The 14658-nt window shown below is 54.2% G+C and carries 14 protein-coding genes; all 14 read right to left on the bottom strand.

Annotation, left to right across the window (positions count from 1 at the left end; genetic code table 11):
• Nucleotides 1-45 precede the first annotated feature (45 nt).
• The 14 genes from rpmA to JRC49_13990 all read right to left on the bottom strand — a co-directional run bounded on the left by rpmA (nucleotide 46) and on the right by JRC49_13990 (nucleotide 14648).
• Nucleotides 46-345: a 50S ribosomal protein L27 gene (rpmA, locus tag JRC49_14055; GenBank protein QTE70896.1), complete on the bottom strand. Its 300-nt coding sequence runs from the start codon at nucleotides 343-345 to the stop codon at nucleotides 46-48.
• Nucleotides 342-689, bottom strand: a complete 348-nt coding sequence (locus tag JRC49_14050) for a ribosomal-processing cysteine protease Prp (protein ID QTE70895.1) — start codon at nucleotides 687-689, stop codon at nucleotides 342-344. The genes rpmA and JRC49_14050 overlap by 4 nt, the downstream gene beginning before the upstream one ends.
• A complete protein-coding gene (gene rplU, locus JRC49_14045) occupies nucleotides 689-997 on the bottom strand; it encodes a 50S ribosomal protein L21 (protein QTE70894.1) in 309 nt (102 codons plus the stop codon). The genes JRC49_14050 and rplU overlap by 1 nt, the downstream gene beginning before the upstream one ends.
• A gap of 131 nt (nucleotides 998-1128) precedes the next feature.
• Nucleotides 1129-3486 carry a phosphodiester glycosidase family protein gene (locus tag JRC49_14040; protein QTE70893.1) on the bottom strand — a complete coding sequence of 786 codons (2358 nt, stop codon included), beginning with the start codon at nucleotides 3484-3486 and terminating at the stop codon, nucleotides 1129-1131.
• A 30-nt stretch (nucleotides 3487-3516) separates the two neighbouring features.
• Nucleotides 3517-4683 (bottom strand): phosphopentomutase, encoded by a 1167-nt coding sequence (locus JRC49_14035; protein QTE70892.1) that lies wholly within the window; start codon nucleotides 4681-4683, stop codon nucleotides 3517-3519.
• Nucleotides 4680-5186, bottom strand: a complete 507-nt coding sequence (gene rimI, locus JRC49_14030) for a ribosomal protein S18-alanine N-acetyltransferase (GenBank protein QTE70891.1) — start codon at nucleotides 5184-5186, stop codon at nucleotides 4680-4682. The genes JRC49_14035 and rimI overlap by 4 nt, the downstream gene beginning before the upstream one ends.
• Nucleotides 5179-5871 (bottom strand): tRNA (adenosine(37)-N6)-threonylcarbamoyltransferase complex dimerization subunit type 1 TsaB, encoded by a 693-nt coding sequence (gene tsaB / locus JRC49_14025; GenBank protein ID QTE70890.1) that lies wholly within the window; start codon nucleotides 5869-5871, stop codon nucleotides 5179-5181. Before tsaB ends, rimI begins: the two co-directional genes overlap by 8 nt.
• A 9-nt stretch (nucleotides 5872-5880) precedes the next feature.
• Entirely contained in the window at nucleotides 5881-6327 is a 447-nt protein-coding gene (gene tsaE / locus JRC49_14020) for a tRNA (adenosine(37)-N6)-threonylcarbamoyltransferase complex ATPase subunit type 1 TsaE (GenBank protein ID QTE70889.1), read from the bottom strand.
• A 63-nt stretch (nucleotides 6328-6390) separates the two neighbouring features.
• The gene (locus JRC49_14015) at nucleotides 6391-7674 is read right to left on the bottom strand and encodes a galactokinase (protein ID QTE70888.1); all 1284 of its coding nucleotides are present in this window, start codon (nucleotides 7672-7674) and stop codon (nucleotides 6391-6393) included.
• Between the two features lie 15 nt (nucleotides 7675-7689).
• Complete coding sequence (locus JRC49_14010; protein ID QTE70887.1) at nucleotides 7690-9186, bottom strand: extracellular solute-binding protein; 1497 nt, start codon at nucleotides 9184-9186, stop codon at nucleotides 7690-7692.
• Between the two features lie 126 nt (nucleotides 9187-9312).
• On the bottom strand, nucleotides 9313-10767 hold the full coding sequence (ftsZ, locus tag JRC49_14005; GenBank protein ID QTE70886.1) for a cell division protein FtsZ: 1455 nt from the start codon (nucleotides 10765-10767) through the stop codon (nucleotides 9313-9315).
• A 4-nt stretch (nucleotides 10768-10771) separates the two neighbouring features.
• Complete coding sequence (locus JRC49_14000; GenBank protein ID QTE70885.1) at nucleotides 10772-11965, bottom strand: hypothetical protein; 1194 nt, start codon at nucleotides 11963-11965, stop codon at nucleotides 10772-10774.
• Nucleotides 11966-12170: 205 nt separating this feature from the next.
• Complete coding sequence (locus JRC49_13995; GenBank protein ID QTE70884.1) at nucleotides 12171-13205, bottom strand: FtsQ-type POTRA domain-containing protein; 1035 nt, start codon at nucleotides 13203-13205, stop codon at nucleotides 12171-12173.
• Nucleotides 13206-13286: 81 nt separating this feature from the next.
• Nucleotides 13287-14648 (bottom strand): UDP-N-acetylmuramoyl-L-alanine--D-glutamate ligase, encoded by a 1362-nt coding sequence (locus JRC49_13990; protein ID QTE70883.1) that lies wholly within the window; start codon nucleotides 14646-14648, stop codon nucleotides 13287-13289.
• Nucleotides 14649-14658 lie beyond the last annotated feature (10 nt).

Below are 14658 nucleotides of genomic sequence, written 5' to 3'. Positions count from 1 at the left end.
AAAGGGCTGTTGCGACGCAACAGCCCTGATTCATCTTGCCCGTTATTACTGAGCTTCGGCCGCGGTCTCAACGGGATATACGGAGACCTGCTTGCGATCCTTGCCCAGACGCTCGAACCGAACGATACCGGTGGTCTTGGCGAACAGGGTATCATCCTTGCCGATGCCTACATTGTGGCCGGGATGGATGTGGGTGCCGCGCTGACGCACGAGAATATTGCCGGCCAGCGCCATCTGTCCGTCGGCACGCTTCGGTCCAAGACGCTTGGACTCGCTGTCGCGGCCGTTACGGGTGGAGCCCATACCTTTTTTATGAGCGAACAGTTGAAGATTAAGCTTCATCATTGTTGTTTCCTCCGTTCTTTAATGGAAAATGTCACATTCTGCGGATAGGCTTCCGCAAGATCTTTCAGTCCCTGCCTGAGTGTCTTCATCACAATCTGTGCTTCTGCATTTTCTTTTTCCGTTGTTTCCGGAAGTTCAAACGCGAGCACACCTTTGTCTTCGTTATACTCGGTAATCTCCGGGATAACGCCGCACACGCTTTCCAGCGCGTTCACACAGGTACAGCCGAGAATGGAAGCAGCCGCGCACACAATGTCACGGCCTGATTCCGCCCAGCCGCTGTGACCCTCAAGCCGGCAGCCGGTCAGGTTATCCCCTTCCCGGTACAGGACTGCGGTGATCATTACGCGTTGATCGCGGTGATCTCCACCTTGGTGTAGGGCTGACGATGGCCGATCTTTCTCTTGGTGTCTTTCTTGCTCTTGTACTTGTAAACGGTGATCTTTTCACCCTTTACCTGAGCAATGACCTTGCCCTCGACCTTAGCGCCTTCAATGGTGGGATTGCCGACTTTCACGTCGCCTTCGCCGCCGATCATCAGCACATCGAAGGAAATCTTGGAATCAGCTTCCTGGTTGACTTTGTCGATGTAGATCACATCGCCCTGGGATACACGGTATTGTCTGCCGCCCGCTGCAATAATAGCGTACATGGGACAGCACCTCCTGATTACAATCTCGCCGGGATTCTGAGGTTGCGCAATGCGCATTTGGACAGACCTCTCCCGAGCGGCACTGAAATAAGATATCACTTCCGGCCCTTGCCTGTCAAGCATTATTTGCGTTATTTCTTCCGCTTTGTTTTAAACTCATCAGCCATTTCGAAGGAACCGACCTGCCCGGAGGTACCGAAAGCGAGGATATCCGCCTGTTCTCGTCCGTTGGGCTGGGAACTCCAGACCTGGTTCAGCTGATGTCCCATGAAAGCGACCGCGGCGCTCTGTCCGCCGTCCATATTCACGGCAATAGTGCAGCCTTCCTGCATCATCAGTTCCGCAAGATAAGCCATCTGAACGCCCTTGGAACGCTTGATCCGCCCTTCGCACATGACCACCACATAATGGCCGTTCTCGACAACGCCGATTGCCAGCCGCGGATGATAGCTTGTATTGGTCAGGTTCAGGGCATATTCCGTCAGCTTGCCGTTCTTCACCAGGCACGGTCCGAAGGAATATACCTGTGTTGCGCCTTCTTCAACATATTGTCCTGCGCTCTTTTCAGGATTGGGCAGGCTGTCCCCGTGTCCGTCCGCGTAAAGTGCCAGCGTCTCATAGGTCGGCATGCTTCCCTTGATGTATTCCAGCTTATGGGGATCGTCAAAGATGACCTCCCCGTTTCTGACCTCGATGCCGGTCGGGTATTTCTGCTTGATGCGGTAAATGTAATAGTCTGTTGTAGTGGCAAACACCACATTGTTGTTCAGTGCGATGTTGCGCATGAACTCCTTGCCGCTCTTCGGCTTTTCCGGATTGTTATATACCGTTACCGGCAGTTCACCCGCCTTGGTATCGCACCAGATGTGTGCTTTGAAGCAGTAGAAAGGATGTTTCGGATCCGGCTCCTCAATCGTCCGGTTGATTACAACACGGATGGTCTGGTTGACGTAGATGTACCGGCCGTTCTCATCATCAGCGTATACATATTCTCCTTCGTCCAGGAAGCCGCGGCTGTTCAGTTCCACATTCGCCCATTCCGGGGCTTTCACATCGGCAAATGCCTGGGCTGTCCCTGTGGAAGGCTTCTCTGTTTCAGCCTCTTCTGCCTGTTCAGGCTCTTCAGTTTCCTCTGTCTCAGGTTCCTCCGGAATCTCTTCCTCGTCCGGCTCTTCAGTATCCGGCTCTTCTTCCGTTTCGCCCCGAGCCGGTTCGTCCTCTTTTGTTTCTGCCGGAACCTTTTCCGCGTGCGTCAGATCAACTGTGTCAATATGCTCCAGGAAATCATTTTTAGCTTCATCCGGTCCGACCGTAGTGCTGCGCAGGCCGAAATGATCGTAAGGATACATTTTCGCGCCGGTTTCCTCCACGGTAAACTCCACGAATTTTCCTTTGATCTTGGAACCCATGCCCTGCTGGCTGGCATGCAGTTTAAAAGCTTCCGCCGCCATCTGGGCACCGGTTCTGCCGTCAAAGGCCTTCAGCGGCTGATCCCAGTCCAGTACAGTCTGCTCTGCTTCTTCTCCATACTGATGCAGGTACAGTTTCTTCACCTGCCAGGTATCGAAAGCCTGGTAGGAATCAGGGGATTTCATGGGATCTGCAGCCCGCTCAAAGCATTCCACAGCAGCGTCAACAACCATCTTATGCTGCGGATGGCCGTATTCTCCGTTCTCCGCGTGGGTAACCACCACTTCCGGCCGGAAACGCCGGTACAGTTCCGTTACCCAGTCCAGCACTTTATCCTTGCCGCCGGCATTTTTGTAGGCGTCTTTCACTTTGCCGGTATTGGCATAGTTGTCCGCAAAACCGCCGAACACGGGATAGTGCCGCACACCCATGGCCCACAGGCCGTTCAGCGCTTCGCTGCGCCTGGTGGTGTTGCTGTATGTCAGATAGGCTACTTCAACCTGTCTTCCCTGTTCCGTGTTGTAAACCGGAATGGCACCGCCCGTAAACAGCAGTTCATCATCCGGATGGGCAACCAGCACCAGCAGATCTGCCTTCTCCACCGGATCTTCCCAGCGCTGAACCCAGTCCGGCACTTCGCCTTTGCCAAAGGCATAGATTTCATTGAAACCCATGGAGTTTTTCTTTTCCATGGTGGACAGGATCCGGATTTTCTTTACCCCGTCCAGTTCAAAGAAAGCATGGTGATAATGGGGGGTTCCGCCTTCTGCCACGGTAATCCAGTCATCGCCGCTCTGTTTCTGGATCACATAGGTATCCGGCATCTTCTGGAAGCACAGATACAGGCCGTAGATCGGCTGGTCGGAAGAAAGAATCACCCAGGGATTCTTCTGCTTGCTGCTTTCCCAGAAAGTGGTGTATTTACCGTCGGTAATACAGCTGATCTTCCCGGGCTTGTCCACAGTCTTTACGGTCAGTCCGCCAGTCAGGTTTTCTGCCTCTTCCGCTGTCGCCGGAACCACGGCCAGCAGCAGAAGCAGAATCAGAAGAACCGGCAGCAGTGCTTTCAGTTTATTCATACCTATTCCTATCCTTTGATTATTCAGTGTTTATTCCTTCAGGGCCTTTGCGAAGGATTCCGCTCCGAAGCGGTCCGGCAGTCCCAGCCATTCGGCACAGGTCGCGCCGATGTCCGCAAAAGTGCTGCGTACGCCCAGGTCTGCCGCGGTGTTCATGCCGGGTGTCCACGCCAGGATCGGGATATATTCCCGGGTATGGTCCGTGGACTGGAGGAAGCAGGGATCGCAGCCGTGATCCGCGGTAATGATCATCAGATCCCCGGGATGGAGCAATGATTTCATTTCCGGCAGTCTGGCGTCAAATGCCTCCAGTGCCCCCGCGAAGCCCACAGGATCGTTCCTGTGTCCGTATACAGAGTCTGTATCCACCAGGTTGGTAAAGCACAGACCGTCAAAGTCGGTTTTCATGAACCGGATCAGTGCGTCCATGCAGGCCGGGTTTCCGGCGGCATGATCGCTCTTTGTCAGTCCCTGGTGGGCCAGGATGTCCTCAATTTTGCCCACACCGATGCTTTCCATACCCGCTTCCTTCACGGCGTCAGCAAGCGTCCTGCCGCAGGGCGGCAGGGAAAAGTCGCGGCGGTTGCCGGTCCGTTTAAAGCTGCCGGGCTGTCCGACAAAAGGCCGTGCAATCACCCGGCCCACTCCCAGTTCACCCTGGAGCATCTCCCGGGCAATCCGGCAGAACTCGTAGAGTTTTTCCGGTGGGAAAAGCTCCTCATGGCAGGCAATCTGGAACACGCTGTCCGCGCTTGTGTAAACAATCGGCGTATGGTTTTTCAGGTGTTCCTCTCCCAGTTCCTCAAGGATCACCGTTCCGGAAGCCGTCTTGTTTCCGATGCATTTATAACCGATAGCTTTCTCGTACGCTTCCATAAAGGATGCCGGAAAGCCTTCCGGGAATGTGGGGAAAGCGGTTTTGACCTGGACACCGGCAATTTCCCAGTGTCCCGAGGTCGTATCCTTGCCCTTGCTGACTTCCCTTCCCCGGCCATAGGCTCCCTTCACAGGTCCGTCCCAGGCGTATCCGGTTCCGGGGATCCGTCCGAGGCCCATCTCTGCCATGTTCGGCAGTTTCGGGTTGCAGGCAGCAATCACATGTCCCAGCGTATTGGCACCCACATCGCCGTAATCGGCGGCATCAGGGGCTTCACCGGTACCTACAGCATCCAGCACAGTCAGAAACACACGGCTCATTGCTCATCCTCCTTTTCAATCCAGGGTTCTTCAGTATAATCCGGATCCACTTCCGGCATATGTTCACAAACCATCAGGAAAGCATCCTCGTTATTATCCTCGTAATACCGCTTCCGCTTCCCGACAGAAACAAATCCAAGGCTTTTGTAAAGATTCTGCGCCCGGAGATTGCTCACCCGCACCTCCAGCGTGGCATAGGAGGCACCCAGATTGGAAAGAACCTGAAGCAGCTCAGCTGTCAGCTTTTTACCGATTCCCCTGCCTCTTGCCTCTTCCCTCACTGCAATGTTGGTAATATGGCTTTCATCGAGAATAATCCATGCCCCGGCATAACCGAGGATTTTTCCGTCCTCTTCCGCCACCAGATACCTGGCAACCGCGTTCCGGGTCACCTCCTGCCGGAAGCTTTCCCTGCTCCAGGGCCGCGCGAAGGTGGCCTGCTCTATTTCAGCGACCTGGTCCACGTCCTTCAGCCGCATGAAACGGATCACCGGTTCACTCATGCCCCATGGCCTCCAGCAGCTTTTTGTTTTTCTGGGCATTCGGCGGACGCAGATATGTGGCCTGCAGGCCCAGGTAATCAGTCTCCCCGCCCTTTCGGAGCGCAATGGAGCCGGCGGCGGACGGACGCAGATAACCGCGGAAAGCAGGTGCGAACTCAGCCCTGTCACCAAGCCGTGCCGTAATCGCCTGCTTGTGGACAGGTGCCCCGTCGCCGATGAAAAGGAAACGTTCCCCCAGCGCTTCCACTGTATCCAGGTATTCCTCCAGCTTCATCGGTGCGTCTCCGGTCAGCCTTTCCCCTTTCCGGAAAGCCGCCCCGTATACCTGCCCGGCACGCGCGTCCTGGATCGGGCACACAATACCGTCAAATTCTCCGGCCGATTCACTCAGCGCTTCCAGCGCGTCCACAGGAATGCAGGGCAGTCCTGCCCCGTGCGCCAGTCCCTTTGCGGTAGCCACGCCGATGCGGACGCCTGTAAAGCTTCCGGGGCCTGTCACCGCAGCCACGGCGTCCAGCTCGCCGATTTCTTTTCCCGCCGCGTTCAGCGCAGCCTCAATCATCGGCATCAGGCTGGCGGAATGAGTGTTTTTATTCTGAGCCGTAAACTCACTGTATACCTTTTCTTCGTCCATGACGGCTGTACCGCACACAGGACCTGATGTATCAATTACCAGTATTTTCATTATCCCGCCTCATTCCAGCGTAATCATCCTGAAACCGCCGCAGGGTTCCGTTTCAATCTGGCGGCTGTTTTCTCCTGTTGCTGTTATCCGGATCCGTAGGCATTCCTCCGGCACCGCGTCCGGGCACTGTGCCGGCCATTCCACCAGCGCGATCCCGTTTCCTCCCAGATATTCATCCATCCCGAGTTCATACAGCTCTTCCGAGCTTTCCAGCCGGTACCAGTCAAAGTGATACAGCGGCAGCTTTCCGCTCTCGTAAACGTTCAGGATTGTAAAGCTGGGGCTGGTGACGGTCTCCGTCACTCCCAGCCCTTTTGCCACGCCCCGGGCGAACTCGCTTTTCCCGGCTCCCAGGTCTCCCTCCAGCAGGATCACGTCTCCTGCTTTCAGTTGCTCAGCCAGCCGCTTTCCCAGTGCTCTGGTTTCTGCCGCACTGTTTGTTATCACTGTGTTCATTCCGTCAATCCAACTATCATTATTCATTCTTCAGTCTTCAGTTTTCAGTATTCATTGAATCGATTAAAAATCGATTCTTGCTGTGCCGACAGGGCGAATATTCAACACACTGCATGCGTCTTTCCCGAATGCACTGTTCATCGTCTCTACAAATTGTTCCACCTTTTCCAACGGAACAAAGTTCAGCGTCGTTCCCGCGAATCCGCCGCCATGAATCCGCCATGCGCCTTTGCCGCGAAGCATATCTTCTGCCATGCACAGGGCAAGGCTCAGGCTCTGGTCCGCAGGATCTGCGTAGATATTCTGCAGGTACATATAGCTGGACCGTCCGCTGTCAATGATCAGCTGCAGGAAATCTCCGATCCGGTCTTTCTTCAGGGCAGCTACCTGCTCCGGCACACGCTCGTCTTCCTGGATGAAATGGAAAGCCCGCAGAAGCGCCCGGTCGCTGACTTTGGTACGCAGGTCACTGATCTTCTCCATGATCTGTTCTCCGGTCAGACCGCGCAGTACCGGCTGGCCGAAACATTCCGCCACGCTCTTCATCTCCGCCGGAATCGCCGCATACTGATCTGTCAGGTTTGCATGTGATCCGCCTGTGGCTACAACAACGAGTGAATAACCCTTCTTGGCGAAATCATAGGAAATCGCCTCCACTTCCGGATGATCTGTATCCCGGAAGTCGACGGTCACCAGTCCGCCTGCCGCGCTGGCCATCTGATCCAGCAATCCGGAAGGTTTCCCGAAATATTCGTTTTCTGCCTGCTTGCTGATCTGCGCACGAAGCACATAGGGCATCTCAAAAGCGTTGTACAGGCTGTCCAGTACTCCGGTAAGCATCACTTCCAGGGCCGCTGAACTGCTCAGGCCGCTGCCGCCTGCCACTGTGGATGTCACAGCAGCGTCAAAGCCGCCGATTCTGTACCCTGCCTTCTTCATACCGGCAGCCACACCCCGGATCAGTGCCCGTGTCGTCCCTTTTTCTTCAGGAATCACAGACAGGTCCGTCAGGTCCATCTCAATGGCGTCATATCCTTCGCTGTGAAAACGCACCTTCATGTCGTCCCGGGGACTGACAGCACACAGCGCATCCAGGTTCACAGATGCCGCGAGCACCCTGCCGTGGTTATGATCCGTATGATTGCCGCCGATTTCCGTTCTTCCGGGCGCACTGATCAGCTGCACATTTTCGCGCTCCCCGAAAATAGCCGTAAAGCGGCTGAGCAGACCGGCATAACGCTGTGTCTGCGTTTCAATTATTTTTCGGTCTGAACCGTACAGATACCGGAGCTGATCCTGTACGCTATCTGAAAGCAGTTTCCTGATCCTGTCCTCTGTGTATCCCATCCGGATCACCTCCGTTTATTGAATGGCCTTCTGCCAGATTCCAATCATTTCCTGCAGACCCTTTTCCTCTACTGTTCTGCAGAACTCTTCCCAGTTTTCATCGGTCATTTCCGTATCGCCTGTCACAAAGCAGGCCATCGCCTTTTCAGCATAGCGGGACAGGCCGTCCTGGATCTCTGTGACCCTCGCCTCGTCTTCTGCGCTCAGCGTCACAGGCGGGTAAGGAATAACGCTGTACTGTTTCAATGTCTGCAGAGACTCCACAACGTTCCGGGTAGCCTCATCCATATATTTCGTCTGGAAGCCGGCGTCCACCCAGGAGGGCGCGGTTCCGCCCTCGCTGATGGTATGCGTCGGAAGGATCTCGTCAGCCACGGTCTGCAGCGGATAGTTCCACTCCCACAGCCCGTTTTCATTCCAGATGTACTCTTCCCCTTCAAGGCCGTAGTAAGCCATCAGGCTGCCTTCCTGTGTATAAAGGGTATTCACCCAGGCAACCAGTTTCTCCGGCTCCTTGCATGCAGAGGTGATGGCAAAAGTGCCTCTTACCAGGTCTCCGGCAAAATCCCGGTAGATCTTTGTTCCATTATAGCTCAGCGGTTCCAGCAGCGCATACTGTTCCAGCGCTTTCTGGGGCAGAATGGTCAGCGGAGTAGTGGAAAGCAGCACGCCGTACGGAATCGCCTTATTCTCGTCTGTGATCTGCCGGAGGTTATCGTTGGTCGAAAAACCTGTCGAATCCAGCAGTCCCTCTTCCCACAGCTGATGCAGCCAGGTCAGGAATGCCCTGTTCTCTTCCGAGGTCAGAGAGGAAGAAACGATACCGTCTTTTTCACTGATGTAATAATCGTTATCGATCATTCCGAAAGCGTGCGCCAGGAAGCGAAGCTCCCACATGCCGACAAAGCCCAGCGGGATCTCATCCTGCTGATAGTTTCCGTTGGGATCTCCTGTTTTGAAAGCCCTGAGCACTTCCGTCAGCTCATCAGCTGTTGTGGGAGCGTCCAGCTTCAGTTTCTTCAGCCATGCCGTATTAATCCACATGGCGTCGTTATTTTGCAGCGTATTGATTGCAGGCAGCGCAGGGATTGCGCCATCCGACACTATAATTGCTTTTTTCCAGTCAGGATGTTCTTCCAGGAGCTTCCACAGATCCGGCGCGTACTGTTCCAGATAAGGTGCAAGATCGATGATCCGGCCAGACTGGTAAAGATCCCTGACCTCAGAGGCACTCAGTTCCGCCTTGAAAAGAACGTCCGGAAGATTGTCGTTTGCCTGCAGTTCTTCCTTGCGCTGCGTCCACTTATCGTAATCACTGTACTGTGTATATTGGAAAGAAATGCCGGTTTTCTCCTGCATCCGCTCAAAGAAGAGATTGGTTTCCCATACGCGGTAGTTAACGTCTCCGTCATAACCTTCCATAATATAATCGGGTGCTTTCTGCATACTTTCACCGCATGCCGTGGAAAACAGCATGAGAATCACCAGAATCCAGACAAAACCTTTGCGCATACGCGACCTCCCGAAACAATATACTCTGACATTATATTATATCCTACCGCCGTTACTTTTTCCAGCCATCTTTTCTTATGGCATAAAAAAGGCGGCGGATCTTCATCCGCCGCCGGTTGTATGTTCTTACTTTTTCCGCTTCATGAAGTTCGGTACTCCATGGGAGTCTGTTTCCATAGCCTGGTTCTGGGGTACAGGCTGGTAAGCTCCGGTCTGGCCTGTTACCTGTCCGTTGTTGTTAAACAGCGGCTGATAGTTGGCAGGCTGTGTGCCGAAAGCCGCCGTAGCCTGGGGCACTCCCGCGGGCTGTCCCATCGGTGCGAAGGGCTGTGTTGCCTGCACAGGCTGCTGCGGAGCCGTCTGCTGATAGCTGAATCCGGTCTGGAAGGAGCCGGTATTCACCATGCCGGGCACACCCATGCTGGGACGGCTGCTGCTCATAAAGGTCGGCACCTCTCCGGTGTTTCCGGAAGAGAAGGGACTGGTGGGAGAAGCTGCCGGCGTATCAAAGGATGTCCGGGCTGCTGTTGATTCGGTTCTGGAGAAATTCGTTCCGAAAGAACCGAACAGGCGTTCATGCTCAATCTCACGCGGCTTGCGTGCCGGTTCCTTTACAGGGAAAGGCGTTTTTTCGAAGCCGGTGGCAATAACGGTGATGCGCACCTCGTCGCCCATGGTTTCGTCGATACCCGCACCGAAGATGATGTTCGCGTCGGGATCCGCCGCTTCCATAATCAGGTTGGCTGCCTCGTTGATATCCACGATGGAGATATCTTCGCCGCCGGTTACGTTGATCAGCACAGCGCGTGCGCCGTCAATGTTCGTTTCAAGCAGCGGAGAAGAAATCGCGTTCTTGGCTGCTTCGACCAGCTTGTTTTCGCCGCTTCCAGTGCCAATACCCATATGGGCCATACCGCCGGACTCCATAACAGTCTTCACATCGGCGAAGTCCAGGTTGATCATGGCAGGCACAGCGATCAGGTCACTGATGCCCTGGATGCCCTGACGCAGCACGTCGTCCGCAATCTGGAAAGCTTCGATCATTGTGGTTCCCTTGTTTACCACCTGGAGCAGGCGGTCATTGGGGATCACAACCAGGGTATCAACATGCTGCTTCAGCTCAGCAATACCGGCTTCCGCATTCTTCATCCGCTGTTTGCCTTCGAAATTGAAGGGCTTGGTCACAACCGCAATCGTCAGCGTTCCCAGGTCCCGCGCAATCTCAGCAACGATCGGAGCCGCACCGGTACCGGTGCCGCCGCCCATACCGGCGGTGATGAACACCAGGTCCGCGCCTTTCAGGGCGGAAGCGATCTCTTCGCGGCTTTCCTCGGCAGCACGGCGGCCCACCTCAGGAATAGCGCCGGCGCCCAGACCCTTGGTCAGCTTTTCACCGATCTGGATCTTAACCTGTGCGTTTGTCTGGCTCAGGGCCTGACGGTCTGTATTCACGGAGATGAAATCCACCCCGCGCAGGCCGGCGTTCACCATGCGGTTGACAGCATTGTTTCCGCCGCCGCCGCATCCGACCACTTTAATTGATGCGAAAGTGCTCTGTTCTTCGTTCTGGAATTCAATCATACTCTTAACCTCCCAACAGACTGCGGAAAAAGTCTTTGATTTTGCCACTTGCGCCGGCTGCCGGCTGACGCTGCTGTTCGATCGTATCGATGATCAGATCCATCAGTCCCAGAGCGCTTGAGAAACAATGGCTGTTCAGTTTGGTTGTCCGGCGCGGTGTTTCCTGTACCGGCCGTCCCAGTCTGCCGGCAAGATACTCCTTGCCGCCGCGGTTGAAGTTCAGTCCGCCGCCGGTCAGGAATACATTGGACCAGCTTCCCAGTCCGCCGAAATCATCGTCCACGGCTTCTTTGATCTTCGCGCAGATATCATCAAGTTCCGTGCAGAGAACAGGTTTAACCTGCTCCCGTGTAAACACTGTACCCTTCTGTCCGTCTGCCCCGGGAACCTCGTAGGTTTCTCCGGAAGTTTCGATACCGTAAACAAATTTCCGCTTGATATCTTCTGCGGCGCTCAGGGAAATGTCGAGTTCTTCCGCCAGCGCCACGGCCAGGTTGCCGCCACCGACGTCCAGCACCTTGTGATAGATGATGGCGTCTCCCTCAACACCGATGATCTCTGTGTTCAGGTATCCCATATCGATCAGCACCGAAGTGTGATCGCGTTCCTGCTCATTCAGGTAAAGCATGGCTTCACCGGCAGAGGTGGAATAGAATCCGGTAACAACGATACCCAGATCTGCCATACGGTTGGTCACGTCATCGATGAAGAATCTGTTCCCTACCGCAAAGCTGATAAAGGCTGTCATTTCGCGGCCTTTCATTCCGACAGGCTCCAGCGTCTTTTTACCGCTGTCCACCATAAACCATGCGGGGCTGGAATGAACCACAACGCCGGGTACGTTGGTCAGGTTTTCAGCTGCCTTGCTGAAAGCAGCCTTGACATCAGCCGCGGTGACCCTTGGATCCGTTCCCTTCAGAGGGATTGTAACCTTTGTGGCGTAAACGTGGGTAAACGCACCGGGAACGCCGACGTTGATCTCCTTGATCTTGCTGCCGGACTGTTCTTCCGCGTCCGCAATAGAGCGGCGGATCGCTTCATCCAGCGCACCGGGATTGTTCCATCCCTCTTCGAGATAACCGTCATACTTTGTCACACCGGCAGCGGTGATGTCACAGCGCTGACTGCCGCTGTTTTCAGCAACGAGCGTAACAATCTTGCTCGTACCGAAATCAATGGCTGCAACCGTTGTTTTCATAGGTTTCTCATGCCCCCTGTTATCCGGATCCGTGAAACAGATCACGGTCAGTTACTTCAAAATAATGTATACCTTAAGGAATTATACCTTCTTTAGCTTGCTATTGCAAGAGTTTGGCACATTTTTATTACATTTTTCTGCATTTTTGTAACAATTTTGCTTAATGCTTTTCATGCCGGGTTACAGTATTCAGTCCAAACTGCTCTTATGGCGTAAAAATGGGGGTTTCCGGATTGGAAACATTGATTGTGCCGCCCGTATATCCCCTGTTCTTCAGTTCATCCTGGACGACCAGGAGGCTGCGGAGCTTCGCGTGTATGTTTTTCCGGTCTCCCATGCTCACGGTAAATCCATCTCTGGTTGTCAGCAGGATGGAACTCGTATTGCTGATATCCGCTTCGGCAATTTTATCTGTGCAGCTTAAAACTTTCATTTCCAGGAACAGCTCGGTAAAGATGCTCTGCTGCGTCTCATTCCCCAATGTGACGTACTGGCCAACCAGTGTATTGGACCTGACTTCCAGTCCTTTGATCTCCACAAGTTCTGCAGGCCGGTTGTTCGGATTCTCACTTTCATACAGTACCATGCGGTTTTTGTCCATCACATACAGAATGCCGCAGTAAGTCAGCCAGCAGCAGGGTTCCCTTTCCCTGACGGAAATAATAACCGTACTGGGAAGTTCCCTGGCCATATATCCGAAACGCAGTCTGTAGTCCGACTGGATCCGGTTTTCCACCGCCTTCTCATCAAGCATAATAATGCTGTCGCCGCGATGGATACCGCTGACCCGTATTATTTCTTCTGCGGAAATAATGGAATTACCGATAACCCGGATTTCCTTCACACTGTATACCGCATATCGAAGGACAAGGATCACCGCTGCTGCGAGCAATAGCAGAATTACGGCCGTACGGATAATCCGCGGCCGTCCTTCTGTCTTCTTTTCAGGAACCCTGACGCGTACGCCTGTTCCTGTTTGCTGTTGTTGAAAGGGAGATGTATTCTGGCTGGTCTGACCCGGAGCATTCCAGAAATCTCCGATATGTTCATTGACGTTCTCAGACCGGCTTGCTTTCAGTTCAGGGGCGTCTTCCGGTTCATCAAAGGGATTGGTGTTTACCGGAGCCGGTCCGAACCAGGTGTTGCGCTGCCAGTCACGGACCCCGTTATCTCCGCTGCCGGCTGTTCCGCTCCGCTCACCCGCGGTTCTCGGCCTGTAGCCGCCGTTCTGTCCGTCCATCAGTACACCTTAACCCCTTCTCAGAAATGTTTCCGATGCGATGCTGTTGATCGCAATCGCTCCAAACAGACTCTGGTCTGTTTATTGCAACTCCTTGACGATCTCCTTAAACACCCGACCGCGTTCCTCATAGTCTTTGAACATGTCAAAGCTGGCGCAGGCAGGGCTCAGCAGCACGCACCAGCCTTTATCCGCCAGGCCGCGGGCTGTTTCTACTGCTTCCCGCATGGATCCGGCGTCTGTCAGGTGGTTGAATCCGACTCTTTCCAGGCTGTTCCGGATCAGTCCGGCGGTTTCGCCAATCAGCACGGCATGACGGATCATGGGGCTGTTGATGATCTCACGGGAAAGCGGATCAAAGGAAGTATGCTTGTCATACCCACCCAGTATAATGACTGTCGGCTGACTCATTGTCTGAACCGCCTTGATGGTGGAATCCACGTTGGTTCCCTTGCTGTCGTTGATATATTCTACGCCATCCAGTTCGCGTACGGTTTCAATCCGATGCTCCACGCCGCGGAATGTCTTCAGGCTGTGCCGGATCACCGGAACAGGCACATTCATCGCCGCAGCCACACAGACAGCGCCCAGGGCGTTCTCCAGGTTATGCGGACCCGGAATAAATACTTCATCCGTACCGCAGATCTTTTTTTCATTTCCGTCCATCCGGATCATGATCTGGCCGTCGCGAACGAAGGCGCCTTCCTTCACTTCCTGTTTCCGGCTGAAAAAAAGTACCCGGCTCTTTACCTGCTTGCTCAGGCCTTCCAGTCCCGGATCATCAGCGTTGAAAACTGCGTAATCCGATGCGGTCTGGTTTTTGAACATCCGCATTTTCATAGCGGTATACACTTCCATGGTGCCATGCCGGTTCAGGTGATCTTCTGTAATATTGGTCAGCAGTGCCACATGGGGATGGAACGTGTCTGCCGTCTCCATCTGGAATGAGGATACCTCGCAGACGATCATATCTTCCTTCCGGCTGACCAGTGACGCCAGCGAGAAAGGATAACCGATATTGCCCACCACATGGGTTACTTTGCCGCTGTTGGCAAAAATCTCACCCAGCAGGGATACCGTTGTCGTCTTTCCGTTCGTACCGGTCACGGCAATCAGGGTACCCCGGGACAGCTGCGCGGCAAGTTCAAGCTCACCGATCACATAGATTCCCATTTCCTTTGCCTTCACCACAAACGGTGCAGTATCCGGAATACCGGGAGAGATAACGAGGCAGTCTTTTCCCTCGAGCAGATCCATGGCCGGGCAGCCGAAACAGCGTTCCAGCTGCAGCCCTTCCAGCGGCTTCAGCTGCTGTCCGAGTTCTTCTTCAGTTTTTGAATCGTTGACGGTCACTTCCGCACCGGATGCGCGCAGAAGCTGCGCAGCGGCAACACCGCTGCGTGCCATACCGACCACCAGTACTTTTTTCTTTTCGTAATTCATAATGATACTC

The organism is Clostridiales bacterium FE2011, from assembly GCA_017569305.1.
Classification (GTDB): Bacteria; Bacillota; Clostridia; order Christensenellales; family Aristaeellaceae; genus Aristaeella.
This window is presented reverse-complemented; position numbering and strand designations above follow the sequence as displayed.

Coding starts and splice junctions, on each gene's coding strand:
- rpmA (QTE70896.1), bottom strand. CDS start 345: ATGATGAAGCTTAATCTTCAACTGTTCGCTCATAAAAAAGGTATGGGC.
- JRC49_14050 (QTE70895.1), bottom strand. CDS start 689: ATGATCACCGCAGTCCTGTACCGGGAAGGGGATAACCTGACCGGCTGC.
- rplU (QTE70894.1), bottom strand. CDS start 997: ATGTACGCTATTATTGCAGCGGGCGGCAGACAATACCGTGTATCCCAG.
- JRC49_14040 (QTE70893.1), bottom strand. CDS start 3,486: ATGAATAAACTGAAAGCACTGCTGCCGGTTCTTCTGATTCTGCTTCTG.
- JRC49_14035 (QTE70892.1), bottom strand. CDS start 4,683: ATGAGCCGTGTGTTTCTGACTGTGCTGGATGCTGTAGGTACCGGTGAA.
- rimI (QTE70891.1), bottom strand. CDS start 5,186: ATGAGTGAACCGGTGATCCGTTTCATGCGGCTGAAGGACGTGGACCAG.
- tsaB (QTE70890.1), bottom strand. CDS start 5,871: ATGAAAATACTGGTAATTGATACATCAGGTCCTGTGTGCGGTACAGCC.
- tsaE (QTE70889.1), bottom strand. CDS start 6,327: ATGAACACAGTGATAACAAACAGTGCGGCAGAAACCAGAGCACTGGGA.
- JRC49_14015 (QTE70888.1), bottom strand. CDS start 7,674: ATGGGATACACAGAGGACAGGATCAGGAAACTGCTTTCAGATAGCGTA.
- JRC49_14010 (QTE70887.1), bottom strand. CDS start 9,186: ATGCGCAAAGGTTTTGTCTGGATTCTGGTGATTCTCATGCTGTTTTCC.
- ftsZ (QTE70886.1), bottom strand. CDS start 10,767: ATGATTGAATTCCAGAACGAAGAACAGAGCACTTTCGCATCAATTAAA.
- JRC49_14000 (QTE70885.1), bottom strand. CDS start 11,965: ATGAAAACAACGGTTGCAGCCATTGATTTCGGTACGAGCAAGATTGTT.
- JRC49_13995 (QTE70884.1), bottom strand. CDS start 13,205: ATGGACGGACAGAACGGCGGCTACAGGCCGAGAACCGCGGGTGAGCGG.
- JRC49_13990 (QTE70883.1), bottom strand. CDS start 14,648: ATGAATTACGAAAAGAAAAAAGTACTGGTGGTCGGTATGGCACGCAGC.